The sequence below is a fragment of the Ruegeria sp. E5 genome (assembly GCF_056534105.1).
Window position 1 is genome coordinate 1,249,398 of sequence record NZ_JBQFPA010000001.1, and the last position, 24,845, is coordinate 1,274,242.

Sequence of the window (24,845 nt, forward strand, 5' to 3'; positions counted from 1 at the left end):
CATGAGCGACGATATCCAAACACCGGATCAGGCCCCTGGTGCCCCGCATCCGCGCGAAACTCTCAAGCTGTTCGGACAGGATGCGGCCCAAGAGGCGTTTTTAACCGCGTATAACTCGGGCCGGCTGCACCACGGCTGGTTGCTGACGGGGCCGCGGGGTGTGGGCAAGGCTACCCTTGCCTGGCGCATTGCACAGTTTTTGTTGGCCACACCTCCGGCAGATGAAGGCGGGTTGTTTGGCGCCCCTCCTGCGCCTGAGACGTTGGACATCGACCCGGACCACCCCGTCGCTCACCGAATCCAGGCGGGGGCCGAGCCCGGCCTTGCCGCAATCACCCGGTCAGTTAACGATCAGGGACGGCTGCGCAACGAAATCGTTGTCGATGACATCCGCAAATTGGGCAAGTTCTTCGGCCTGTCCTCTGCCGATGGTGGTCGCCGGGTTGTTATCGTCGATTCAGCGGATGAAATGAATGTCAGTGCTGCCAATGCGCTGCTGAAGATGCTCGAAGAGCCGCCAGCGCGCACAACGCTGCTGCTGATTTCACACCAACCTTCGCGCCTGCTGCCGACCATCCGTTCGCGTTGCCGCACGCTGCGGCTTTCACCCCTTGGCGCAGATGACATGAAGGCCGCGCTAGTGCAGACCGGCACAGAAATCCCTAGTCGGGCTGAACATTTGGCAGCCCTCGCCGCCGGGTCAGTGGGTGATGCCGTCCGCTTGATCAATCTCGGCGGGCTAGAGCTTTATGCCGAGCTGATTGCAATTCTGGGCTCCCTTCCCCGGCTCGACCGCCAGCGCACCCTAAAACTGGCAGAAGCGGCTGCTCAGCGAGGTGCTGCGGAACGGTTTGATCTGCTGCTTTCGCTGATCGACGTTGCGCTCTCGCGTTTGGCGCTGACAGGTGCAAAAGGTGCCGCCCCCATACCCGAGGCCGCCCCGAATGAGGCTGAAACTCTGTCGCGCCTCTCTAACTCGCAGCACAAGGCCCGCGAATGGGCGGAGGTCGCCGCGCTCATCACGACGCGCGCGCGGCATGGGCAGGCGGTGAACCTTGACCCTGCCTCGCTTGTCCTAGATACGGTGTTCAAGATACAGGAAACCGCCGGTCACAGCTGATGAGCCTCACCCCCGAAATTACCGACAGCCACTGCCATCTGGATTTCCCTGATTTCGACGGTCAGTTGGATGATATCGTCGCCCGCGCTGCCGAGGCTGGCGTGACCCGCATGGTGACCATCTGCACCCGGCTGCGCAACGAACCCGCTGTGCGCGCCATCGCCGAGGCTCACGCCCCAGTCTTCTACGCTGCAGGCACCCACCCGATGAGCGCCGCTGATGAGCCGATGGCCACGGTCGATGAGCTGGTCGCATTGGCTAAGCATCCCAAGTTCGTGGGCATTGGGGAAAGCGGGCTTGATTATCACTACACGGCCGAGTCGGCAGATGTTCAGAAACAATCGCTGCGCATCCATATCGAGGCCGCCCAGCGCACTGGCCTGCCATTGATCATCCACGCGCGCGCTGCTGATGACGACATGGCCCGCATTCTGACCGAAGAGCATCGTAATACGCCCTATTCCTGTGTCATGCATTGCTTTTCTTCGTCGGCAGAACTGGCCCGGGCCGCGCTTGATCTGGGCTTTTACCTGTCCATGTCCGGCATCGCGGCCTTCCCAAGAAGCCAGGAACTGCGCGATATCTTCGCTTCGGCACCTGTTGACCGAATTCTGGTCGAAACCGATGCGCCCTATCTTGCCCCCCCACCATATCGCGGTAAACGGAATGAGCCCGCCTATACGGCACACACCGCCCGTAAAGGGGCTGAGGTCTTCGGATTGGATTACGCAGATTTCGCCGCAAAAACGCAGGCCAATTTTGATCGGCTCTTCACTAAAGCCGCCACATACAAGGCGGCTGCATGAGCGAGCTGCGCCTGACAATTCTGGGCTGCGGGTCATCCGGTGGCGTCCCCCGTCTCGGGGGACATTGGGGCGATTGTGATCCGGAAAACCCGAAAAACCAGCGTCGGCGATGCTCGTTACTGGTCGAACGGGACGGGCCGGACGGGACTACTTCAGTTCTGATCGACACCTCACCTGATATGCGTAGCCAATTGCTGGACACCGGGACTGGGCGATTGGACGGTGTCGTCTACACGCATTCCCACGCGGACCACATGAATGGGATCGACGATCTGCGGATGATCGTTTTCAATATGAAAACCCGCGTCCCCGTCTGGGCCGATGGTGACACGCAGAACGATCTGCTCAGCCGGTTTGGCTATGCCTTCGTTCAGCCCGAGGGATCGCCCTATCCGCCCATACTCGACCTCAAAACAATCAATGGGCCGTTCGAAATTTCCGGCCCTGGTGGCACGATCCCACTTCGGCCATTTCGCGTGAACCACGGATCGATTGATGCGCTTGGCTTCAGAATGGGAAACATCGTCTATCTGCCTGATGTAGCAGAGCTTTATGATGAGAGCATGACTGAACTGGCGAATCTGGACTGCCTGATTATTGACGCTCTGCGTCGTTCCCCGCATCCAACCCATGCCCATCTGGAAAAGACGCTGGAGTGGATCGACCAATTGAAACCAAAACGCGCCGTTTTGACCAACATGCATATCGATCTGGATTATGCGACGGTCGATGCGGAAACACCGGATCATATCACGCCTGCCTATGATGGCATGGTGATCCGGCACGCCCTGTAAGGCATGCTGCTGCACGCGCTTACGATACCCCGTATGGCGCCGCCATGTTACAAAGCCTGATTGATGTCATCCTGCCGGTGTTTCTGGTCATCGGTGCCGGATACACGGCGACGAGGTTCGGCTATTTTCGCGAAACCCATATCGATGGGTTAATGAGTTTCACGCAGAACTTTGCCATTCCCTGCCTACTGTTTCTCGCCATTGCCAATCTCGATCTCGGCACCAGCTTCGATCCTCGGCTTTTGGTCAGTTTCTATTCAGCAGCTGGTCTGTGTTTTGTCGCTGGTATGATCGGTGCGCGCCTGATCTTCGGACGAGCGTGGGAGGATTCGGTTGCTATTGGATTTTGCTGTCTGTTTTCAAACTCGGTCCTCTTGGGGTTGCCTATTACCGAGCGCGCCTATGGGGTCGAAAATTTAGTAGGCAACTTCACAATCATCGCGTTCCACTCACCCTTTTGCTATTGCCTCGGCATCACGGTGATGGAGGTGCTTCGAAACCGCGGCAACGGCGGAGTGCTGATGTTGAAATCCGTGCTGTCGGCCATGTTCAAGAATGCACTCATTCTTGGGATCTCGTTGGGGTTTGTCGTAAACCTCACTGGACTGGCCATACCCGGAGTTGTGGACGAAGCCTTGAACCTGATCACCCGCGCGGCCTTGCCCGGTGCCCTGTTCGCGCTGGGGGGTGTGCTGGTTAAGTACCGACCCGAGGGCGATCTGCGTACCATTATTTTCGTCTGCTGTATCTCATTGATGCTGCACCCGAGCCTGGTTTGGTTCTTCGGGTCATCTCTGGCGTTGCCGCAAGACCTGTTCCGCTCGGGCGTTCTTACCGCAGCGATGGCGCCGGGGATCAATAGCTACATCTTCGCAAACATGTACGGACATGCCAAACGTGTGGCCGCGTCGTCGGTTCTGATCGGAACGACCGCGTCAATATTGACGGTCTGGTTGTGGCTGACTCTACTGGGATGACGAAATTGCCAACACCGCATTGACTCTGCCCACCAGCAATACATCTATCGCAGAACCTATCCGGAGTCCTGCATGACACACGCCGTTATCGTCGCCCATGGCCAACCCTCGGACCCTGCACCTGCAGAAGCTGCGCTAGCAGCCTTTGCGCGAGAGGTAGATGAGTTATGTCAACGGGTTTCGGTATCGTCGGCCACATTGGCAGCCCCGCAGGCGTTGGAAAATTGCCTTGATGGATTGACCAGCGACACGGTTATCTACCCCTTATTCATGGCGCGCGGCTGGTTTGTCACCAGCGCTCTGCCAAAGCGGATTGGCCAGCGTTCTGTCACGATTCTGGACCCCATGGGTATCGATCCCGAACTGCCTGCCCTGATTACAGCGGCCATACATCAGGAACTGACGAACAGGGTTTGGAGCGCGGCGGACACAGATCTTGTGATCGCTGCACATGGCTCGGGCCGCAGCGCCAATCCGGCCATTGTCGCAAAGGGTTTCGCCGAGAATCTGGGTCGGCTTACCGCGTTCAATAGCATTCGCACCGGGTTCGTTGAGCAAACCCCATCAATTGCGGACGCCGCCACCGGGTGCGGTGGCAAGGCGCTGTGCCTGCCGTTTTTTGCCTGCACCGGAGGCCATGTTTTGGAAGATGTACCCGAGGAACTTGCCCGCGCCAGCTTTCACGGACACGTAATGCCCGTGATTTCAGAGCTTCCTCAGGTCAAGCGACACATCGCGGCGATGTTGGATACACTGTAGCGAAGCAAAGGGGGGCCACCTGCGTCAACCGGAATGCTGCGCATCCGATAGCTCGCAATAGAAACGGTGGCAGGATCGCCCGCTTCGTTTCGCTGCGTATAAAGCCAGATCGGCGGCATGAAGAATATCTTCGGCCTTGGGCACTTCGAATTGTGTCGAGAGTGCTGTACCAATACTTGCCGATATTCGGCAGGTTGCCCCATCGAACTGCATCGGCTTGCACAGGCGTGAAATCAGGCGCCCTGCAATACCATCAAGCTTTGTACGATCGTTCATGCCCTTAAAAATCAAGACAAACTCATCACCCCCGACTCGGGCAACTGTGTCGTCGCTGCGTGTGACGTCCAGCATGATCTTTGCAGCTTGCTGCAGAACATAGTCCCCTGCAGCATGCCCCAATCGATCATTGACTGATTTGAAGAAATCCAGATCCAGATGCATCATTGCAAAACTCGATTTCGCCGAAATCAAATGCCCTAGAATATGATCCATCGCACGTCGATTTTTCAGCCCGGTCAACGTATCCGTGTAGGCTTGTTCTTCTGCCGCCAGCATCGCACCTTGCAGACGCAAGTTCAGCGAGCGTGACGCTTCCATCGCGGCAGAATTTGCCTCGACCAGATACAACAATTCTATGGCCAGATCAGTGCCCGGGAAATCGGTGCTGGTCAGAGAATAGTCGCGTACCGCATCCAGTATCGAAATTCCAAACGACAGGTTGATGACCGCCCCGCTTCCGCCAGGAAACGGCGCGATCAGACCTTTGAACGCCGTCTGCGGCTGGTCTTGAAACCTGAGATGCAATTTTCGGTCCGACACCGTCATTAGCGCAGCAATTGTCTTGATGGATCGGGGGCGCACCAGTTCAAAGATATCCAGAAAATTTTGGCCCGCCATCGGTTGATCCGGGCGCAGTTTCTGCAGGGTTGGTCCAACCTGCTCGACCCGACCCTTGCCATCAACAAGAACGAACATCGGGCACAAGGTGTCCAGCAACTGTCCAAGCTCCGCGGTCTTGATCATGATTTACGTGCCCCGAGATCAAAGTGACGCCCTTCGGCAAACGCGCTTTCGATCAATGTGATCGAAATCACCTCGGCCCCGCTTTGGTGACCTTCATTGGATAGGATCACCAGCGCGCCGTAGTCATCCGCCATGGCGCGCAGCACACCGGTCATGACGCTGGAATATCCCGGCAAATCAGCAGAGCAGTGCAAGTGATATTCTCCGGGTGAATGTTCCTGCAATTCCAAATCAGGCAACCTCAGATCCGACACGGCAAGGCGGACACGATCCGACAGGTCATCAAGCGAATGCAAAAATTCCAAATAGGTTACCCCGCCAAAACGCAATAACCTGCGTAGATCTTCCATGTTCGAGTGTGAGACCAGATAAGTGCCCAAATCCTCAAGAAATTCGGATTTTGGGCGGTTCAAGTCAGCGCACAAAGCGTCGAGCACTCGGGTCGATATCTCCGTGTCATAGATCAACATCGCCTCGAACTCGTCAAATCCCAGCCCGGCCGTATGAGTCGCGCGCAACCAGCATTGACGCCCGTAGGTGGCGCAGACAAAGGATTGGATCGCCCTGTTGATCAGCCCGTGCATGTGTCGCCTCAGATTGAAAGACACTCTCAAGTGATCGCAGAAAGCTTAACAAACACCCAAAATCCGATACGGGATTATGAGAATCCGATCTAATCCCAAACTGAAGGGCGGATTGGGCAGCGATCAGAAATCGGTCGGCGCACCGCCTTCGGCCTTGCGGCGCTCAACAAACTCGGCCAGCTCCTCGCGGATCGCCTCATCCATCTTCGGGGCTTCGAAATTGTTCACGATCTCCTTGAACATCCGATGGGCACGTTCCGCAGTCCAGATACCACCAGCTGCTTCCCAGGCTTCGAAGTTTTTCCAGTCACTCAGGAACGGCTGATAAAATGCGGTGGTATAGCGATCTTGCGTATGTTGGATGCCAAAGAAATGCCCGTCGTTTCCAACAGACCGGATCGCTTCAAGGGCGATGTCATCCGGGCCCGTCGCTGTCAGTTCCGGTTGCATATACCTCTGAATCTGCTGAAGGATTTCGCAATCCATGATAAATTTCTCGGGGCTTGCGATAAGGCCTCCTTCCAGCCAGCCTGCCGCATGATATACCATGTTGGTGCCTGACTGTACCGCCGCCCAAAGGGAATTCGAGGTTTCCCAAACCGACTGCCCATCAGGCACATTTGCCGCGCAAACGCCCGAGGACCGCATAGGCAAGCCATAATACCGTGCCATCTGCCCAGTCATCTGGGTCGAGCGCATGTATTCCGGTGTCCCGAATGCAGGCGCACCGGATTTCATATCGACATTCGAAGTAAAGGTCCCGATCACGCATGGAATACCCGGGCGAACGTACTGAAACAACGCAATCGCGCACAGCGCTTCGGCAAGCGATTGTGCCACTGCGCCAGCCATCGTCACGGGGGCCATCGCCCCGGCCAGAGTGAAAGGCGTCACGACAATTGCCTGCCCACGCCGCGCAAGCCGCAGGCAGCCATCGATCATTGGATGGTCGTGTTTCAACGGTGAGGTCGAGTTGATGTTAGTGTACATCCGGGGCATGGCCTCGAATTCCTCGTGGCTCAGGCCACCCGCGATACGCACCATCTCCATCACGTCTTCGACGCGCTCTTTCCCCAGCGAATAGGCATGCATTGCCTTATCAGTCAGGGTCAGCTTGTCATAAAGCACATCAAGGTGCCGTATGCTGGCGTGGATATCGACCGGCTCAACCGGATATCCACCTGCAAAGTGGATACAGTTGAAGTATTGCGTCAGCTTCAGCAGGTCCTGACACATCCGCCGGGTGCCGGGCACTTTTTTTCCGATTTCCATGTCCCAATAATTTGGTGGGGATGAAACATTGCCGAACAGAATGGTCTTGCCACCAATCTCGATCTGATGCTCCGGGTTGCGCGGCGTGATGGTAAATTTGTTGGGCGCCTTGCTCACCATTTCCATCACGAAATCCCGGTCCATACGGACGTTGTCGCCGGAAATTGTACAGCCCGCCTTGCGCAGGATCCCGATGGCTTCTTGATTGTAGAACTCGATGCCGATCTCTTCGAGAATCCGCATGGCACCTTCGTGAACCGCTTCGATTCCCTCGGGTCCCAACGGCTCGATTGGCTTGTCGATGTTTGTGGGCGGGTTCCAGGGCATCTGCTCGATCACCGCCGCGCCGCGCCTCGCGGCTGCGCCCGCGCGTCCACCACCGCGACGTTTGCGTGTCTTGCTCTCAGCCATCACCATCCTCCGCGCTTTCACTCCCATGAAAGCCCCGAAGACTCAGCATCGCCGTTCTGTCTGCGACAAGAGTTGTCGGTTTTATTATCCAACCCGGCGATTTGGAACCGAGGTTATTCGGTTTTCGACAACCAGCCGGGAATGTGCCCGATGTTGGGCAAGACGACATCCGCCAGCGGTTCGAGTGTTTTGGCCGTCGCCATGCCGGTCAGAACCCCGATGGTGACCATCCCTGCGGCGCGTCCCGCCTCTAGATCGTGAAGACTGTCACCAACCATCGCAACACGAGATGGCGCGACCTCGACATGCTGAGCAAAGGCCAATAGCTGCCCCGGACCTGGCTTGTAACCATGTCCGCTGTCATATCCGGCTACAAAATCAAAATGGTCTCGCACACCAACGGACTGCAGGTGCTGCAGGGCCGGCATTTCAGCATCGTTCGTCGCAACGCCCAGTTTCAGCCCGGCGCGACGCAGCTCGGCAAGGAATGGTGCCAAGGGAACGGCTTGGATCTGCTCTGCGTTCGCTGACGCCCGGTTGAGTGTTTCGATCAGGTGCCCCAGAGATACCTCAGGCAAATGCGGTGTAAGGGCTGCAGCAACTTCATCGACCGTTCCGGCGATGACTACGCTATTCGGGTCGTAGCTCTCTTGTTCAAAATCAAATCCGATGGCCTTCCCCAACTCGGTCGCGCGCTGCACATCTCCATCAGAGAGCTGCAGCATCGCGATACGCCCGAACGCACCCCAAGTGGCTGCAAAATCAAAAAGAGTACCGTCCTTGTCGAACACGAGGGCGTCGATTGCCATGAAACAAATTTCCTTTGGGTTAGGTCCAGTGCATATCCGAAATTCCGGACAACGCGGCACGGGCTTGACCCGGCTCTTCGTAGGGCACGGAATTGGCGTCACAAAAAGCGATCACCCATGAATCGTCAAGCAGCAGAAAGTCCAACACAGACCCAAGAAATTCAGCCTCACCCGCACGGTCGCGCAAATCTTGTTCCAAGGCACCTGTCGCCCCCAGGAAAACGGGCAGCAACTCATCATTTCCCACCAGCCAGCCCAGCACATTCAGGGCCAGAGTTTCAGCGGAATTGGCGGAGATCGGCATAAACTGGCCTCGGACACTGTGTTGGAAAGGGTTTGTTAACCAGACTCATAAACACTTTAGCAACGCATGCAATCAAACGGTGAATGGCTATGTCTGTACAAGGCACCATACTCGTCCTCGACGGTGTTTCGACCAATCGTATAATGCTCAAGGTTCAGTTGACGGCCGCCTGGTACCATGTCGTGCAGGGTGAGAAACTGGCCGGGCTTGGTGCATTGCTGCGGCGGACACGGCCTGATCTGGTTCTTACAGCGCAAACTCTGCCCGACGGAAGCGCTGCGGATGTTAAGAAAGTGATGGCGGCAGATCCTGCTCTGATCGATGTGCCGATTGTTGCGATTGCACCGCAAAACGACAAATCAGCGCGTTTGAAGGCACTGTCGGACGGGCTGGATGATGTGCTTGGCTATCCGTTCAAGGATACACTTCTATTGGCCCGCGTACGCAGCTTGTTACGTACGCGCGCCGAACGGCAGGAATTAAACATTGAAGGTTCGGCCCAAACCATTGGCTTTGGCGAGGCGCCACAGGTGTTGATCGCCCCGCCATCGACGTCAGAGATCGCGATCCTGACGCAAACAGTTCGAACCAGCGCGTTGTGGAGTAATGCTCTGACCCATCAAACCCGGCATCGTGTGACCGGCTATACTCTGCCTGATCTCAAAGGCATCCTGTCCGGAACGATCCCGGACGCAATTGTTGTTGAGCTTGCACCGAATAGCTCGGGGCGGAACCTTCTGGCAGATCTTCGGTCGCGCGGTGCGACACGAAATACGGTACTGATCGGTGTGTTGCCGGATGATAATCCCGCACTTGCGGCCGAGGCGCTGGACCGAGGCGCTGATGCGGTCTGCATGGGCGGGTTTCAGACAGATGAGATATGCTTGCGGCTTGAAACTCTGATCGCCCGCAAGACCCGAGACGACAGATTGCGAGCGACATTGCGCAGGGATTTGGCCGAATCCCTGATCGATCCGCTGACCGGACTGTTCAATCGCCGCTATGCGATGCGCGCGCTGGACCAGATCGCGCTTCAGGCCCCAGAAACGGAACACGGATTCGCTGTGATGCTGGCCGATCTGGACCACTTCAAGGCAATCAATGACCGTTACGGTCACGCCGCGGGGGATTTGGTTCTGACCGAAACCGCGAAAAGGCTGCGAGTCGTGATAGGAAAAACCGGTTTTGTCGCGCGTATCGGCGGCGAAGAGTTCATGATCGGGCTACCGAATACCTCAACCGACCAAGCGCTGAAGCAAGCGAAACAGATTTGTGAAACAATTTGCGAAAGACCCTTTCAGCTGCCGGATCGTCCGGCCCCAGTACCCGTAACGATCAGCGTGGGGGTGAAATTATGTACCTCGCCCGAACTCTCTCATCCAGGCGAAACAGACCCGGTTGGTCGATTGATCAGCTCGGCGGACAAAGCACTTTATGCCGCCAAAAAAGCGGGCCGCAACCAGGTACAGATTCGGCAAAGCGCAGCGTGACTAGTCAGTCCCGTTTTTTGTGTTTGCGCGGGCCGCGTTTAACCACGTCCTCCAGCCGGTCCGCGTAAGCGGCACGTTGGTCATCATTCATGGCCGAGATCTGGGCCAGCCATTGCTGATGAAGCGCAGTCTGCAGATCAGCAGTTGCCTTCGACTGCTGTGCCAAAAGACTCGCAACCGCTGCGGGATCGAAAGGCACGGCCCTAAGCACTTGACTGAGAGCAGTAAAATCCTGCTTGCGCCGATGTGATCCTTTTCCGCGCAGGTCCGACAACTCACCCCTCAGAGCCTTTCGATCCGACTTTGGCAGCGCATAATACAGCGCCGGGCCAAATCCCGGAGGCGCATCGACATGAGCGCTTCCTTTAAAGCGCAATGCCGCACCCAAAATGACTCCGACAATCAGCAGATTCAAAGCAAGAGAGACAACCAGCAATATCGGCATCCATTTGCGTTTGGGTGCGGGATGATCGCTCATTCTGTGTCCTCCAGATAGTTTTCGTCTAAATTCAGATCGGCCATCAGATAGGTCGTCTCTTGTGAGATGAAATAATCAACAGGGTCCGGCAAGAAGGCCGGAGCGGAGAACCCGATCCAGACGCCAGCTGCGCTTGCGGCCACAAGACCGCTCAACCCTTGCCACCCCCCGATAACGCCTATCTTTTGCCGCCATGTCCGCCGCTGCGGTCGTGCGGTTCGGGCCAGACGTATGGCTTCGGCATCCGTTTCGATGCGAACAGCCAGATCGTCGGGAAGCACATCCCGCGCCGCACGCGCCTGTGCAAACAGATGGTCGAGTTCGTTATCTTGATCAGCCATGTTCGTACCCCAGTTCATCCCGACGCCCCGCCAGTATCGCGGTAAGAGATCGTTTGCCACGCGCGGTCAGGCTTTCAACCGCCTCGACCGAAATATCCATGATCCCCGCGATTTCGGGATTGGACAATTCTTCGATGTGCCGCAGAACCACAGCCTGCCGCTGCCGGTCCGGCAAATGCTCCAATGCAGCCTGCAACGCGTCCTTGCGGGCACTCTCCTGCATCTGGTCGACCACACTGGCAGTCTCATCTTCGGGTTCGGCCACATTGTCCAACGCTTGAGGCCGCTTTTTCCGGCGCAAGTCCACACATAGATTCAGTGTTACGCGATAGAGCCAGGTCGATAACTGCGCCTGCCCCGGCACCCAGTCAGGTGCCATCTTCCAAAGGCGCATCATCGCTTCTTGCGTCACGTCCTCTGCTTCTGCTGGGTTTCCCAGCATTCGCAAAGCCACGGAATAACTTCGCGGCCCCAACCGCCCGGTCAGCAGGCGGGCCGCCGTAGCATCGCCATCAGAAAACCGGCCCAGCAACTCTTCGTCGCTGGGCTCGGGCATGGCAGGTGTTCCGCCATGCTCGATGTCGGGATAAGAGGTCAGATCCTCCATCCCGCATCAGTTGTTGTCGGTGTCCGACTTCTGATGCCGCTTGTGTTTCCGGCCCATTTTGTCTTTTGCATCCGCGTATTCCTGTTCTGAGATCGAACCGTTGCCGTCGGCATCGATGCGCTCGAACATCTTGGAGGCGCGGCGCGGTTTCGGCAATTCATCTTCGCTAAGGAAACCATCCGCATTTGCGTCGTGCTTTTCGAACATCTTGGTGACACGCTCGTTGGCCTTGGTCTGCGCCGCAGCCTGCATTTCTTCGACGCTCAGTTGGCCGTCGCCATCCGTATCGGCAGCGGTGAATTTCTGGTTGCGATGTGTCTCAATCTCGGCCTGTGTCACCTGCCCGTCCCCGTCGGCATCCAGTTCCTGAAATGTCGCACGCGGGCCCTTGGCCAAAGCGGAAGTGCCGGTCACAGTAACTGCAGCTACGACGATTGCCGAAATGAAGCTTTTGGTTTTCATTACATAGTTCCCTGAATTTGGCGGCCATTTGCCGCTGTTGATACCTATTCAAACGCGGCTTGGGCGGGTTTCCGTCGCTTCCGGCACAACTTTTTTTGCTTTATTTGAAACGCCAATAGAAAATGATACGCTAAGCAGCAGCGCCACAAAGCGACGCACCCCCCTTTTCCGTTGGGTCTGATCCTGCCTATATGCCTTCAGGAAAGATGCGCGAGATACATATGATTGACCAAACTATTGACAGTTCGCTCGAAGAAGACCGCCCAACAAAACCCGCATTGATCCGAGGGTTCCGTTGCAAATGCCCGAATTGCGGTGAGGGTGCGCTGTTGCACAGCTATCTCAAGGTGAATGACACCTGTTCGGAATGCGGGCAGGAATTGTTCCATCATCGCGCTGATGACGGCCCGGCCTACCTGACGATCCTGCTGGTGGGGCACCTTCTGGCACCCGCCCTTCATGTCTCTTACGTGCAGTGGCGTCCCGATCCATGGACCATGGCGATTGCATTCTCGATCGGCTGCGTCGCGCTGTCCTTGTTCCTTCTGCCCCGTCTCAAAGGGGCCGTGGTCGCCTATCAATGGGCGCGGCGGATGCACGGGTTTGGCAAGGCCGGATGACGGCGGATAAAACCGCAATCCGGGATGCTGCTACCGTAATCGTATTGCGTGATCGGTTCACAGACCCGTCGATCCTGATGGGCCAACGCGGTGCCAAGGCTGCGTTCATGCCGAACAAATTCGTGTTCCCGGGCGGCGCGGTTGATGCTTCCGATGCGGGCATCCCACTTAGCGCGCCATTGCCCGATCTATGCACCGATCGCCTGTCACAACAATCAGCGCCAAACTTGCAGACCTCTCTAGCTGTCGCGGCGATCCGAGAGTTGTGGGAAGAAACCGGACTTGTTCTGGGGCAACAAGGGGATTGGCAAGGCGCGATCCCAGCCGATTGGCAAAGCTTTGCGGCGATGGGCTACCTGCCGTCTGCAGAAGCACTGCAATTTGTCTTTCGCGCAGTCACACCACCGGGGCGACCCCGCCGGTTCGACGCCAGGTTCTTTCTGGTCGATGCGAACGCGATTCAGGGGGATCTTGACGACTTCACCCATGCCTCGGACGAGCTATCGCATTTGCAATGGGTCAAGATCAGCCAAGCGCGAGAGTTCGACCTGCCCTTCATCACCGAAGTTGTTCTGGCCGAAGTCGCTGCCCGTGCAGAGGACCCGAACCCGCCTGAAACCGTTCCCTTCTTTCTCAACAACGAAGAGGCCAGCCTTTTCCTGCAGCTTCGGGGCTATCCGATGCCCTATGCAGATTAACGCATTCGGCTAACAACCACTGTTACCTCGGGTTTCTTGCCGATCTCGGCCTGCGCGGTCTGACGTGCGATCCGGCGCAACCCTTCTTCCAGTTTGTCGTCATCACGCAGCGTCTTTGCGCCCGCACGCATCAGGAACTGGTTCAGGTCCTCTTCCAGCACCTCAATCAGCCCCGCGCGGGATGATCCCGTTTCGGGCAGGCCCATCGTATCGCACCACGGCTCACCCAGCGGTTCGTCTTCTTCGTCCAATATCACGGTGATGATGATATGGCCGTTCAGCGCCATCCGAATCCGGTCGCGCACCACGCCGTCCAAGGCGCCGATTTTGACTGTACCATCCAGATAGGTCCGGCCAGTCTCGATATAATCCGCCACTTTGGGCGCATTCCCAGTCAGATCCAGCATAGTGCCGTTAACAGCGAGAATCCCAGTGCGACCACCCGTTTCGGCCAGTTTGGCATGCTCACGCAAGTGGCGGTGTTCGCCATGCATCGGGATGACCATCTGCGGATCGATCAGAGCGTGAACCTTCTCAAGATCAGGCCGGTTGGCGTGACCCGAGACGTGATACAGACCAGAGCTGTCATCGACCACATCCACGCCCTTCTCACTGAGCTGGTTCATGATGCGGATTACGCCACGCTCATTGCCGGGAATTGTCTTGGACGAGAACAGAAACAGATCGCCCTCTTTCGCTTCTAGCCCGCGATATTTACCACGCGCCAGTTGAGCGCTGGCCGCGCGGCGTTCGCCTTGGCTGCCAGTCACAATCAACATCAGGTTCGCGCGCGGCACGTCGACGGCCTCTTCGGCGCTGATAACTTTTGGAAAATCGGTCAGGATGCCGGTCTCGGTCGCCGCCTCGATCATACGTCGCATCGCACGACCCAGCAGAACGACCGAACGGCCGGCTTTCTGTCCCGCCTCTGCCAGCGTTTTCACGCGTGCCACGTTCGAGGCAAACGTGGTTGCGATGACCATGCCGCTGGCCTCTTGAACCAGACGGGTGATCTCGGGGCCGACTTCGGATTCCGAGCGCCCGGGATGGCTTGAGAACACATTGGTACTGTCACAGACCAACGCTTTGACGCCGGGCTTTGCCGCCTCGGCCCACAGATCGGGATCGAATGGTTCGCCCACGACCGGGTTGGAATCGAGCTTGAAATCCCCCGTATGCACCACGCGTCCGGCAGGCGAGTCGATAACGAGCCCTGCACTTTCAGGGATGGAATGCGAAACCGGCAGGAAACCAACGGTAAACGGGCCAGCCTTGATCTGTTCGGGCCATGGAGACGCAGTTTGCACCGCCTCGGTCGGGTGGCCGCGTTCTTCCATCTTGCGACGCGCGATATTGGCGGTAAAAGCGCGCGCGTAGACCGGCGCGCCCAAAGCCTCATAACAGTGGGCCACCGCCCCGACATGATCTTCGTGCGCGTGGGTGACAAAAACTGCTTCCAGCTGGTCGGCACGCTCTTTCAGCCAGGTGATGTCTGCAAAGATCAGATCCACGCCGGGCGAGGTGTCCATGTCCGGGAAGGCAACGCCAAGATCCACAAGGATCAACCGCTCTTGCCCCGGCTTACCGTAACCATAGACATAGGCATTCATGCCGATTTCGCCTGCACCGCCCAGCGGCAGATAGATCAGTCGTTCACTGCTCATGTTGAGCCATTTTCCTTGTTATAGCGATGAATCACGGTCAACCCGTGCATCGTCAGATCATCCTCGATAGCGTCGAAACCCACGTCGGCCTGATCAAAAAGAGGCGCCAGGCCCCCGGTACCGACGACTTTCATCGCCATTCCGTATTCAGCTTTCACGCGCGAGATCAGCCCTTCGATCAGGCCGGAATATCCCCAATACACGCCGGACTGGATACAGCCAACCGTGTTTGTTCCAATCACTTTTTCGGGCCTCGTGATGTCGATATGCGGCAACGCCGCGGCACCCTGATGCAGTGCCTCAAGGCTCAGGTTCACGCCAGGGGCGATGATACCACCGACGTAGGCGCCGTCGGCTGCGACCACGTCGAAATTCGTGGCCGTCCCAAAGTCAACCACAACCACATTGCCGCCATGGCGGTCGAACGCCGCCGCCGCGTTGGCCAACCGGTCCGGACCGGGCACGGTGCCTTCGTCCACGCGCGGATTGACCGGCAGCAGGCAATCTGGCTTGCCAACAACAATCGGCCGGCATCCAAAAAAGCGATCAGCAAAGACCCGCAGGTTGAACACCACGCGTGGCACGGTTGAGGCGATGATCACATCCGAGATATCAGCTTCGATACCGTAGTGTTTCACCAAGGTTGAATACCAGGTGAAATAGGCATCCGCTGTGCGGGCATGATGAGTTGAGGTGCGCAGGGTGCACAGAAACTTTTCGCCATCCCAGATCGAGAAAACGGTGTTGGTATTGCCGCAATCAATCGCCAGAAGCATCCCGCGCCCCTTTCAGAAGTACACATCCGCAGCCGGAATGCTGACCCGGCCCTTGGCGGTGTTTAGGACAAGGCTGCCACCCACGTCTACCGTTTCGAAGGTTCCAACCGTTTCGGACGTGGCTGTACGAGCGGTTATGACTTCGCCCAACCGCGCTGCTCGGGATAGCCAGGCGGTGCGGATCGGTTCGAACCCGTAGGTCATGAACTGGGTCTCATAATGCGCATAAGCTACCGCCAGTTCGGTCAGAAAATCCTCGGGGGTGGTGAGCGCGCCGGTTTCCGAGAGCAGAGAAACAGGTCGCACCGCTCCGGCTTCGACGCGATCAGTGCCCGGTGCCTCGGACAGGTTCACCCCAACCCCTATCGCCAGATGTGACACCCCCCGGCCCTGCCCCGTGCTTTCTAGCAGGATACCCGCTAGTTTTCCGCCGTTGAGCAGCACGTCATTGGGCCATTTCAGTGCCAAACCTACTGCGCGCCCTGTTACCGCCACACAGGCATCATACAGGGCGAGCGCTGCGACAAAACTTCGAAGGGCCGCCTGTTCCGGATCACCCGGCGGGCGCATCAGCAAAGTCGCTGCCAGATTACCTTTGGGGTTGGCCCAGGCTCGCCCGCGCCGACCACGCGCGGCGGTCTGATGATGTGCCATGATCCAGACCGGACCGGTCGCTGTTGGCGCAAGCCGCACCGCCTCATTCAGAGTACTGTCGACTTCTTTCAGTATATGCAGGCCATATCCCTGCGGCCATTCGCTCATGTCAAAAAGGCCCGGTCGCGCGAGACCGAGCCTCGGTTGTTCGAAACGCGGCAGTATCAGTTGACAAGCGTCGCCGCAGCAGCTGCAGCTGCCCCTTCCACACCGAACTGATAAAATACGCCAATCAACATCAGAGCCGCAGAGCCCATCAGCGCTGCCCACAAAACCGGGGTCGAGCGGATCTCGATCGGGTCTTCATTCTCCGCCCCGAAATACATGTAGAACACGATCCGCAGATAGTAGAACGCACCGATGACCGAGGCGATGGCCGAGACGATCACCAGCCCGAACAGGTCGGCATCGATACCCGCTTGCCAGACGCCGAACTTGGCGAAGAAGCCCAGCATCGGTGGCACGCCCGCCAGACTGAACATCAGGATCAGGACTGCCAGAGCTTTGCCCGGATCGCGCTTCGAGAACTGACGCAACGCATCGATATCGGTGACAGGTTTGCCATCACGCTCCATCATCAGGATGAATGCGAAGGTTCCGATATTCATCGTCACATAGATGGCCAGATACATCAGCATTGCCTTGATGCCCATCTCGGTCCCAGCGGCCAGTCCGATCAGAGCATATCCCATATGGGCAATCGACGAAAACGCCATCAGCCGCTTGATGTCCCGCTGCCCGATAGCCGCAACCGCGCCCAGCAGCATCGACAGGACCGAAAGCAGCACGACCACTTGCTGCCAATCCTTGATCACGCCTCCGAATGCGTCATGCATCAGGCGCGCGAACAAGGCCATCGCAGCCACTTTCGGAGCGGTGGCGAAGAACGCGGTAATCGGGGTCGGAGACCCTTCATACACATCCGGCGTCCACATGTGGAACGGCACGGCCGAGACCTTGAAGGCCAGACCCGAGATCATGAACACCAGGCCAAACAGGAGGCCAATCGAGACATCTCCATGATGCACCGTTTGGATGATGCCCGAGAACAGCGTGGTGCCGGTGAAGCCGTAAACCAGCGACGCACCATAGAGCAGCAAACCAGAACTTAACGCGCCCAGCACGAAGTATTTCAGACCGGCTTCGGTGGATTTGGCACTGTCGCGCCGCAAGGCGGCCACGACGTAAAGCGACAGCGACTGCAGCTCAAGCCCCATATAAAGCGACATCAGATCGCCTGCGCTAACCATCATCATCATGCCTACAGCCGCAAGTGCGACCAGCAGAGGATATTCAAAGCGCAGCAGATCGCGGCGCGCCATATATTCCTGGCTCATCAGCAATACCGCAGCGGCGGACAGCAGAATCGCAACCTTTGCAAATCGAGCAAAGCCGTCATCCACAAACATGCCGTTGAAGGCCACGTTGGTACCTTCGCCATTCATCGCAATCCAGATTGCCAACACCGCCATCAGACCTGAAGTGGCCCAGACCAGCATGGGAGCCAGAGCATCCTTGGTGGTGTAGACAGCCCCGATCAGCGCCGCCATCGCATAAATTGCCAGAACAATTTCCGGCAGGATGATTGTCAGATCAGCCTGGATCATGTCTCCAAAGCCCCCTTAATGCGAAGCGGCTGTCTGGGTTGCGGCTTCAGCCGCGGCCAGAGCCGTGTCATAGTTCGAGATTAGCGCTGCGGTGGATTGCCCGATCACATCGGTCACCAGCGAGGGATAAATCCCAAGCAGAATGGTCATCACGATCAGCGGCGCGAAGATCAGCCGCTCGCGCGAGCTCATGTCTGTGATGGCCTTGAGGCTTTCCTTGATCAGATCTCCAAAGACTACCCGGCGATAGAGCCATAGCGCATAGCCCGCCGAGAAGATCACACCGGTTGCAGCCACAGCCGTCACCCAGGTGTTGACCTGGAATGCGCCCATCAGGGTCAGGAATTCCCCGATGAAGCCCGATGTACCAGGCAAGCCGACATTGGCCATGGTGAACAGCATGAAGACCAGAGCGTAAGCCGGCATCCGGATGACCAAACCGCCATACGCCTCGATATCGCGGGTGTGCATCCGGTCATAGATCACGCCAACACACAGGAAGAGCGCTGCGGAAATGAACCCATGACTGAGCATCTGGAAGATCGCGCCATCAATGCCCTGCTGGTTCGCTGCAAAGATACCCATGGTCACAAAGCCCATATGCGCGACCGAGGAATAGGCGATCAGCTTCTTCATATCCTCCTGCACCAGCGCGACCAGAGAGGTGTAGACAACAGCAATCGCCGACATCCACAGCACCACATCGGTCATCACCGCAGACCCCACCGGGAACATCGGCAGGCTGAAGCGCAGGAAGCCATAGCCGCCCATCTTCAACAGGATCGCCGCCAGCACGACCGACCCTGCCGTCGGCGCCTGAACGTGCGCATCCGGCAGCCAGGTATGCACCGGCCACATCGGCATCTTCACCGCGAACGACGCGAAGAAGGCCAGGAACATCAGCGTCTGCATGCCGCCGACGATATAGATGCCCAGTACGCTGAACCCTTCGGACGAGAACTGATGGCTCATCAGCGCCTCGATATCCGTGGTGCCCGCATCCGCATACATCGCAACCATCGCCACCAGCATCAGCACCGAGCCGAGGAAGGTGTATAGGAAGAACTTGAAGCTGGCATAAATGCGGTCTTTGCCGCCCCAGATACCGATGATCAGGAACATCGGGATCAGGCCCGCCTCGAAGAACAGGTAGAACAGCACCAGATCCAGCGCCATGAACACGCCCAGCATCAGCGTTTCCAGCAGCAGGAATGCGATCATGTATTCCTTGACCCGGTCCGTGACCTGCCAGCTGGCCAGAATGGTCAGCGGCATGATGAAGGTGGTCAGCAGCACGAAAAGAACGCTGATCCCATCGACACCCATCTTGTACTTCAGGCCCAGCAGCCACTCGCCCTCTTCCACCATCTGGAAGCCGGTGTTGGACGGATCAAAGCCGGTATAGATGCCGATTGAGACCAGAAAGGTCACGGTTGTGGCAACCAGCGCAACCCATTTGGCGTTGCGCTGCGCGGCTACGTCCTCGCCATGCAGAAACAGGGCCAGAATGCCTGCTGCGATGGCGGGGATGAAGGTGACAATAGATAGGATATTGTCCATTAGTTTGCGCCTCCGCCGATCGACATCCAGGTGACAAGAGCGGCGATGCCCAAAACCATCCAGAAGGCGTAAGTAAAGATGTAACCCGTCTGAGCTTTGCCTGCGAGGCGGGTAAAGAAGGGCACGACGCCCATCGAAACCCCGTTCAGGAAGCCATCAATCGTGTTGCCGTCACCGCGTTTCCACAGGAACCGACCCAGCGCAATGGTAGGTTTGACAAAGATCGCGTCGTAGATCTCGTCAAAGTACCACTTATTCTTGAGAAACAGGTACAGCGGCCGCTGGTTCGCCGCCAGACGAGCGGGCAGCGACGTGTTCACGATGTAGAACCAATAGGCGACGACAAAACCCAGCAGCATAGCAACAAAAGGCGATACTTTGACCCATTTCGGAGCCTCATGCGCATCGTTCAGGACATTGTTGTCAGGTGCCATATACAGCGCGCCTTCGCCTGGCTCACCGCCAAAGCTGGCATGCTTTTTGTCCGCCTTGTAGCCACCCTCGCCTTTATCAGCCTTCGCGTCGCCTTGGTCGTCATCTGCCTTGGCCTCACCATGAGATGCGTCTGCGGCAACTTCGCCATGACCGCCAGTCTCTTCCGCCAGCGGAATACCGTAGAACTTGGCCACTTTATCGGTGTAGCCGAAGAACTGGTTGTACCACAGCATCCCCGAGAACACCGCGCCCAGAGACAGTACCCCCAGCGGGACCAGCATGACCATCGGACTTTCATGCGCGTGCTCATGCGTATGCTTGTCGCCACGCGGCTCGCCATAGAAGGTTAGGAATATCAAACGCCAGCTGTAGAATGAGGTGAACACCGCTGCGATTACCAACATCCAGAAGGCATAACCTGTGCCACCTACAAAGGCGCTTTCGATGATGGCATCCTTCGACAGGAACCCGGCAAAGCCAAACGTGGTCAGCGGGATGCCCACACCGGTAATGGCCAGCGTGCCGATCATCATCGCCCAGAACGTATAGGGGATTTTCTTCCGCAGACCGCCGTACTCGGTCATCTCTTGCTCATGATGCATCGCATGGATCACTGAACCAGCACCAAGGAACAGCAGCGCCTTGAAGAACGCGTGCGTCAGCAGATGGAACATCGCGGCTGAGTACATGCCAACGCCGGCGGCGACAAACATGTAACCCAATTGCGAACAGGTCGAATACGCAATGACCCGCTTGATATCGGTCTGCACCAAGCCCACGGTTGCTGCGAAAAACGCAGTCGAAGCGCCAAGGAAGGCTATGAACCCGGTGGCCCCCGGTGCGAACTCCATCAGCGGCGACATACGGCAGACCAGGAACACACCTGCGGTAACCATGGTCGCAGCGTGGATCAGCGCGGACACAGGGGTCGGACCTTCCATCGCATCCGGCAGCCAGGTGTGTAGTATCAACTGCGCCGATTTACCCATCGCGCCGATGAACAGCAGAACACAGATCACCTCGATCGCAGTCCACTCACCCCAGAGGAAGCTCAGTTTTTCCTCCGCCAATGCCGGGGCCGACGCGAATATGTCTGAGAAATTGATGCTGTCGGTCAGGAAGAACAGCGCGAAGATCCCCAGCGCAAAGCCGAAATCGCCCACTCGGTTCACGATGAACGCTTTCATCGCCGCTGCATTGGCGCTGGGCTTGCGATAATAGAACCCGATCAGCAGATACGAGGCAACACCCACGCCTTCCCAGCCAAAGAACATCTGAACCAGATTGTCCGCCGTCACCAGCATCAGCATCGCGAAGGTGAAGAACGACAGATAGGCAAAGAAACGCGGCTTATAGCTTTCGCCTTCACGCCATTGCGGGTCGTGATCCATGTAGCCGAACGAATACAAGTGAACCAGCGCCGAAACGGTCGTCACCACGATCAGCATGATCGCCGTCAGACGGTCCAGACGAATGGCCCAGCTTGTCGACAGCGAACCACTTTCGATCCAGCGCATGATCTCGATCTGCTGGGTGTGGCCGTCAAATGAGAGGAAGACGATCCAGCTGAGCAGGCAGGCCAGAAACAGCAGGCCCGTTGCGGTCCACATGGCGGCTTTCTCACCAATGAAGCGCCAGCCAAAACCGCAGATCAACGCACCCACGAGCGGGGCAAAGAGGATGGTGGTTTCCATATTCTCTTACCCCTTCATCATATTGACGTCTTCAACCGCGATGGTGCCACGGTTGCGGAAGAAGCAGACCAGAATGGCAAGACCAATCGCCGCCTCAGCCGCCGCAACTGTCAACACGAACAGCGTAAAGACCTGCCCGACCAGATCGCCGAGGAAACTAGAGAACGCCACGAGGTTGATATTCACCGCCAGCAGCATCAACTCGATGCTCATCAGCAGGATGATGACGTTCTTGCGGTTCAGGAAGAGACCGAAAATGCCGATGACGAACAGCGTCGCCGCGACCGTAAGATAGTGTTCAAGTCCGATCATCGTCTCAAAGTCCCTGCCCCGGTTTCACGTCCTTCAACTCCATCGCTTTGGCCGGGTCGCGCATCATCTGGCCGATGATGTCCTGACGCTTGATGTCCTGACGGTGGCGCAGTGTCAGCACAATGGCACCGATCATGGCCACCAGCAGGATCAGGCCCGCCAGTTGGAACAGAAGGAAGTATTGATCGTATAGAATGACGCCGAGCGCCTCAGTGTTGTGGCGGTCGCTCGGTACCGGCTGCGCCAGATTGGCGGCGGCACCCTGCGCGCTGTCCCATGCTCCGATGGCCATGACGAACTGCATCAGGATCACCAATCCGATCAACAGCGCCAGCGGCATGTAGCGCGCCATCTCGGCCTTCAGCTCGGCAAAGTCCACATCCAGCATCATCACCACGAAGAGGAACAGAACCGCGACCGCGCCGACGTAAACGATAATCAGCAGCATCGCCACGAACTCGGCCCCCAGCAGCACGAACAGGCCCGCCGAGGACAGAAAGGACAGGATCAGCCACAGCACCGAATGCACCGGCTGGCGGCTGATCACCGTGAACAGCCCGCCGGTGATGGCGCTGATGGCAAACAGATAGAAGGCAAAGACGGTCATTGATCCTCATCCTCGTTATCACCCATGACCTCTTGCGCCAGATCGAGCGCACGGGTCATGGCCGGGATGCCGGCAAAGACCGACATCTGACCGATCGTTTCCACGATCTCTTGTTTTTTGGCGCCAGCCTCAAGCGCGTGGCGCACGGTCTGACGCACCGCCGAGTCCGCCTGAGCGCCCTGACAGGTCAGCCCGGCCAGCGTCAGCAGAAGGCGCGTTTTGGCGTCCAGCCCGTCCTTGTTGACGGTATTGCCGAACATCATCTCCATGACCTCTTTCGGCATGGTCGGCCACAGCGCCTCGAACCCTTTGGGCGAGAAATTTTCCATCGCCGGGTTCATCGCCTTGGCCATGTCCTGAGCTTGCTTCATCATCAGCTCGAACGGATTTGTCGGACTGTCACTCATCTGTACGGCGCGTCCATTTCCAGATTGCGAGCGATTTCGGCTTCCCAGCGTTCGCCATTATCCAGCAGTTTCTGCTTGTCGTAGAACAACTCTTCCCGGGTTTCGGTGGCGAATTCGAAATTCGGGCCCTCGACGATGGCATCAACCGGACATGCCTCCTGGCAGAAACCGCAATAGATGCATTTGGTCATGTCGATGTCATAGCGCGTGGTGCGGCGGCTTCCGTCTTCGCGCGGCTCGGCATCGATGGTGATGGCTTGTGCAGGACAGATCGCTTCGCACAGTTTGCAGGCGATGCAGCGTTCCTCACCGTTCGGATAACGGCGCAGGGCATGTTCACCCCGGAACCGCGGGGACAAGGGCCCCTTTTCATGCGGGTAGTTCACGGTCGCTTTTGGGGCGAAGAAGTATTTCAAGCCCAATTTCATTCCGACCCAGAAGTCCTGCAGCAGGAAATACTTGGCGGCGCGGGTGTAGTCGATTTGAGTCATATCAGCCTCCTACGCTCCAACGGGCAAACGCGCCCCAGAACCAGTCGAATTTCGCCGCGAAGGCCACGAAGACGACCCAGACGAGGCTGAACGGCAAGAACACTTTCCAACCCAGGCGCATCAACTGATCATAGCGGTAGCGGGGTGTGATCGCCTTGACCATCGCGAAGATGAAGAAGAAGAACGCCATCTTGGCAACCATCCACAATACGCCGTCAGGCAGGCCTGGGATCGGGGACAGCCAACCGCCAAAGAACAGCAGTGTGGTCAGAGCACACATCAGGAAGATGGCGATGTATTCACCGGCCATGAAAAGCAGGAAAGGCGTGGCCGAGTATTCGACCTGATAGCCTGCAACCAGTTCCGATTCCGCCTCGGGCAGATCGAAGGGTGGCCGGTTGGTTTCAGCCAATGCCGAGATGAAAAACAGGAACACCATCGGGAAATGCGGCAGCCAGTACCAGCTGAAGAACCCGAACGAGCCATCCTGTGCGCGGACGATATCACCAAAGTTCATCGAACCGGTCGAGATGATGATGCCGATGATGATCAGACCGATGGATACCTCGTATGATATCATCTGCGCGGCAGAGCGCAGCGACCCAAGGAATGGATACTTTGAATTCGACGCCCAACCACCCATAATCACGCCATAAACCTCAAGCGATGAGACTGCGAAGACATAGAGGATGGCGACGTTGATGTCCGACAGGACCCAGCCATCGTTGAACGGGATCACCGCCCAGGCGATCATCGCGAGGACAAAACTGGTCAATGGTGCGAGGATAAACACCGTACGGTCGGCACCTGCGGGAATGACGACCTCTTTCACCACATATTTCAGTGCGTCCGCCACCGATTGCAGCAGGCCGTATACGCCGACAACGTTGGGGCCGCGACGCATCTGGACGGCGGCCCAGATCTTGCGGTCGCCGTAAACGAGGAACAACAGCGAGATCATCACGAACGCAACAACAGCAAGCACTTGCGCCAGAATGATGATGGCTATTCCGCCTGGGGTGTTAAAGAAGTCAGCCATTGGTCCTCACACCGTGGGTATTTTGGTTTCCGCGTGCGATGCAA

General features: G+C 57.4%; 28 protein-coding genes. 8 read left to right on the forward strand and 20 right to left on the reverse strand.

Going from position 1 to position 24,845, the window contains the following annotated elements:
• Position 1 precedes the first annotated feature (1 nt).
• The 5 genes from ACR0BI_RS06310 to ACR0BI_RS06330 all read left to right on the forward strand — a co-directional run bounded on the left by ACR0BI_RS06310 (position 2) and on the right by ACR0BI_RS06330 (position 4,456).
• Positions 2 to 1,120 carry a DNA polymerase III subunit delta' gene (locus ACR0BI_RS06310; RefSeq protein ID WP_480561228.1) on the forward strand — a complete coding sequence of 373 codons (1,119 nt, stop codon included), beginning with the start codon at positions 2 to 4 and terminating at the stop codon, positions 1,118 to 1,120.
• Positions 1,120 to 1,926, forward strand: a complete 807-nt coding sequence (locus ACR0BI_RS06315; protein WP_170424075.1) for a TatD family hydrolase — start codon at positions 1,120 to 1,122, stop codon at positions 1,924 to 1,926. Before ACR0BI_RS06310 ends, ACR0BI_RS06315 begins: the two co-directional genes overlap by 1 nt.
• The gene (locus ACR0BI_RS06320) at positions 1,923 to 2,720 is read left to right on the forward strand and encodes an MBL fold metallo-hydrolase (RefSeq protein WP_170511617.1); all 798 of its coding nucleotides are present in this window, start codon (positions 1,923 to 1,925) and stop codon (positions 2,718 to 2,720) included. The genes ACR0BI_RS06315 and ACR0BI_RS06320 overlap by 4 nt, the downstream gene beginning before the upstream one ends.
• 44 nt (positions 2,721 to 2,764) lie before the next feature.
• Complete coding sequence (locus ACR0BI_RS06325) at positions 2,765 to 3,697, forward strand: AEC family transporter (RefSeq protein ID WP_170424079.1); 933 nt, start codon at positions 2,765 to 2,767, stop codon at positions 3,695 to 3,697.
• A gap of 72 nt (positions 3,698 to 3,769) precedes the next feature.
• Positions 3,770 to 4,456: a CbiX/SirB N-terminal domain-containing protein gene (locus ACR0BI_RS06330; protein ID WP_170397003.1), complete on the forward strand. Its 687-nt coding sequence runs from the start codon at positions 3,770 to 3,772 to the stop codon at positions 4,454 to 4,456.
• Positions 4,457 to 4,480: 24 nt separating this feature from the next.
• Here ACR0BI_RS06330 and ACR0BI_RS06335 read toward each other — a convergent pair whose 3' ends face one another.
• The 5 genes from ACR0BI_RS06335 to ACR0BI_RS06355 form a co-directional block, all read right to left on the reverse strand.
• Positions 4,481 to 5,479 (reverse strand): diguanylate cyclase domain-containing protein, encoded by a 999-nt coding sequence (locus ACR0BI_RS06335; protein ID WP_480561227.1) that lies wholly within the window; start codon positions 5,477 to 5,479, stop codon positions 4,481 to 4,483.
• The gene (locus ACR0BI_RS06340; RefSeq protein WP_170397007.1) at positions 5,476 to 6,063 is read right to left on the reverse strand and encodes a heme NO-binding domain-containing protein; all 588 of its coding nucleotides are present in this window, start codon (positions 6,061 to 6,063) and stop codon (positions 5,476 to 5,478) included. The genes ACR0BI_RS06335 and ACR0BI_RS06340 overlap by 4 nt, the downstream gene beginning before the upstream one ends.
• 123 nt (positions 6,064 to 6,186) lie before the next feature.
• On the reverse strand, positions 6,187 to 7,746 hold the full coding sequence (locus ACR0BI_RS06345; protein WP_480561226.1) for a trimethylamine methyltransferase family protein: 1,560 nt from the start codon (positions 7,744 to 7,746) through the stop codon (positions 6,187 to 6,189).
• A 113-nt stretch (positions 7,747 to 7,859) separates the two neighbouring features.
• Complete coding sequence (locus tag ACR0BI_RS06350; protein WP_170424087.1) at positions 7,860 to 8,555, reverse strand: HAD family hydrolase; 696 nt, start codon at positions 8,553 to 8,555, stop codon at positions 7,860 to 7,862.
• 19 nt (positions 8,556 to 8,574) lie between these two features.
• The gene (locus ACR0BI_RS06355) at positions 8,575 to 8,859 is read right to left on the reverse strand and encodes a DUF3572 domain-containing protein (protein ID WP_480561225.1); all 285 of its coding nucleotides are present in this window, start codon (positions 8,857 to 8,859) and stop codon (positions 8,575 to 8,577) included.
• Positions 8,860 to 8,942: 83 nt separating this feature from the next.
• Here ACR0BI_RS06355 and ACR0BI_RS06360 point away from each other — a divergent pair, with 83 nt between their 5' ends.
• Positions 8,943 to 10,349 carry a diguanylate cyclase gene (locus ACR0BI_RS06360; protein WP_480878292.1) on the forward strand — a complete coding sequence of 469 codons (1,407 nt, stop codon included), beginning with the start codon at positions 8,943 to 8,945 and terminating at the stop codon, positions 10,347 to 10,349.
• A gap of 4 nt (positions 10,350 to 10,353) precedes the next feature.
• On the opposite strand, the gene ACR0BI_RS06365 is transcribed toward ACR0BI_RS06360, so the two are convergent.
• Genes ACR0BI_RS06365 through ACR0BI_RS06380 form a run of 4 tightly spaced genes read right to left on the reverse strand, consistent with a single transcriptional unit; the run spans position 10,354 to position 12,237 of the window.
• Positions 10,354 to 10,827, reverse strand: a complete 474-nt coding sequence (locus tag ACR0BI_RS06365; protein WP_170612249.1) for a periplasmic heavy metal sensor — start codon at positions 10,825 to 10,827, stop codon at positions 10,354 to 10,356.
• Positions 10,824 to 11,168: a hypothetical protein gene (locus ACR0BI_RS06370; RefSeq protein WP_170612247.1), complete on the reverse strand. Its 345-nt coding sequence runs from the start codon at positions 11,166 to 11,168 to the stop codon at positions 10,824 to 10,826. The genes ACR0BI_RS06365 and ACR0BI_RS06370 overlap by 4 nt, the downstream gene beginning before the upstream one ends.
• Entirely contained in the window at positions 11,161 to 11,775 is a 615-nt protein-coding gene (locus ACR0BI_RS06375) for an RNA polymerase sigma factor (protein ID WP_170403958.1), read from the reverse strand. The genes ACR0BI_RS06370 and ACR0BI_RS06375 overlap by 8 nt, the downstream gene beginning before the upstream one ends.
• Before the next feature lie 6 nt (positions 11,776 to 11,781).
• Positions 11,782 to 12,237 (reverse strand): EF-hand domain-containing protein, encoded by a 456-nt coding sequence (locus ACR0BI_RS06380; RefSeq protein WP_170403961.1) that lies wholly within the window; start codon positions 12,235 to 12,237, stop codon positions 11,782 to 11,784.
• 221 nt (positions 12,238 to 12,458) lie between these two features.
• On the opposite strand from ACR0BI_RS06380, the gene ACR0BI_RS06385 reads away from it, so the two are divergent.
• Positions 12,459 to 12,857, forward strand: coding sequence for a DUF983 domain-containing protein (locus ACR0BI_RS06385; protein WP_170397024.1), 399 nt, complete (start codon positions 12,459 to 12,461; stop codon positions 12,855 to 12,857).
• Positions 12,854 to 13,555, forward strand: coding sequence for an NUDIX hydrolase (locus tag ACR0BI_RS06390; protein WP_170663801.1), 702 nt, complete (start codon positions 12,854 to 12,856; stop codon positions 13,553 to 13,555). The genes ACR0BI_RS06385 and ACR0BI_RS06390 overlap by 4 nt, the downstream gene beginning before the upstream one ends.
• Here the strand turns inward: ACR0BI_RS06390 and ACR0BI_RS06395 are convergent.
• From ACR0BI_RS06395 to nuoH, 11 genes are read right to left on the reverse strand one after another with little or no spacing between them, the layout of a single operon-like run.
• Positions 13,552 to 15,219 carry a ribonuclease J gene (locus ACR0BI_RS06395; protein ID WP_480561223.1) on the reverse strand — a complete coding sequence of 556 codons (1,668 nt, stop codon included), beginning with the start codon at positions 15,217 to 15,219 and terminating at the stop codon, positions 13,552 to 13,554. The genes ACR0BI_RS06390 and ACR0BI_RS06395 overlap by 4 nt on opposite strands.
• Positions 15,216 to 15,995 carry a type III pantothenate kinase gene (locus tag ACR0BI_RS06400; protein ID WP_170397028.1) on the reverse strand — a complete coding sequence of 260 codons (780 nt, stop codon included), beginning with the start codon at positions 15,993 to 15,995 and terminating at the stop codon, positions 15,216 to 15,218. Before ACR0BI_RS06400 ends, ACR0BI_RS06395 begins: the two co-directional genes overlap by 4 nt.
• Before the next feature lie 12 nt (positions 15,996 to 16,007).
• Positions 16,008 to 16,757: a biotin--[acetyl-CoA-carboxylase] ligase gene (locus ACR0BI_RS06405; protein ID WP_170403973.1), complete on the reverse strand. Its 750-nt coding sequence runs from the start codon at positions 16,755 to 16,757 to the stop codon at positions 16,008 to 16,010.
• 56 nt (positions 16,758 to 16,813) lie between these two features.
• Positions 16,814 to 18,256: an NADH-quinone oxidoreductase subunit NuoN gene (gene nuoN, locus ACR0BI_RS06410; protein ID WP_170424093.1), complete on the reverse strand. Its 1,443-nt coding sequence runs from the start codon at positions 18,254 to 18,256 to the stop codon at positions 16,814 to 16,816.
• A 15-nt stretch (positions 18,257 to 18,271) separates the two neighbouring features.
• On the reverse strand, positions 18,272 to 19,816 hold the full coding sequence (locus ACR0BI_RS06415; protein ID WP_170424095.1) for an NADH-quinone oxidoreductase subunit M: 1,545 nt from the start codon (positions 19,814 to 19,816) through the stop codon (positions 18,272 to 18,274).
• Entirely contained in the window at positions 19,816 to 21,945 is a 2,130-nt protein-coding gene (nuoL, locus tag ACR0BI_RS06420) for an NADH-quinone oxidoreductase subunit L (protein ID WP_170597064.1), read from the reverse strand. Before nuoL ends, ACR0BI_RS06415 begins: the two co-directional genes overlap by 1 nt.
• A 6-nt stretch (positions 21,946 to 21,951) precedes the next feature.
• On the reverse strand, positions 21,952 to 22,257 hold the full coding sequence (gene nuoK / locus ACR0BI_RS06425; protein ID WP_005984024.1) for an NADH-quinone oxidoreductase subunit NuoK: 306 nt from the start codon (positions 22,255 to 22,257) through the stop codon (positions 21,952 to 21,954).
• Between the two features lie 4 nt (positions 22,258 to 22,261).
• Complete coding sequence (locus ACR0BI_RS06430) at positions 22,262 to 22,864, reverse strand: NADH-quinone oxidoreductase subunit J (protein WP_170397038.1); 603 nt, start codon at positions 22,862 to 22,864, stop codon at positions 22,262 to 22,264.
• The gene (locus ACR0BI_RS06435; protein WP_010442761.1) at positions 22,861 to 23,271 is read right to left on the reverse strand and encodes a carboxymuconolactone decarboxylase family protein; all 411 of its coding nucleotides are present in this window, start codon (positions 23,269 to 23,271) and stop codon (positions 22,861 to 22,863) included. Before ACR0BI_RS06435 ends, ACR0BI_RS06430 begins: the two co-directional genes overlap by 4 nt.
• Positions 23,268 to 23,762, reverse strand: coding sequence for an NADH-quinone oxidoreductase subunit NuoI (gene nuoI, locus ACR0BI_RS06440; RefSeq protein WP_170397042.1), 495 nt, complete (start codon positions 23,760 to 23,762; stop codon positions 23,268 to 23,270). Before nuoI ends, ACR0BI_RS06435 begins: the two co-directional genes overlap by 4 nt.
• Before the next feature lies 1 nt (position 23,763).
• Positions 23,764 to 24,801 (reverse strand): NADH-quinone oxidoreductase subunit NuoH, encoded by a 1,038-nt coding sequence (nuoH, locus tag ACR0BI_RS06445; RefSeq protein WP_039534288.1) that lies wholly within the window; start codon positions 24,799 to 24,801, stop codon positions 23,764 to 23,766.
• Positions 24,802 to 24,845: the final 44 nt, after the last annotated feature.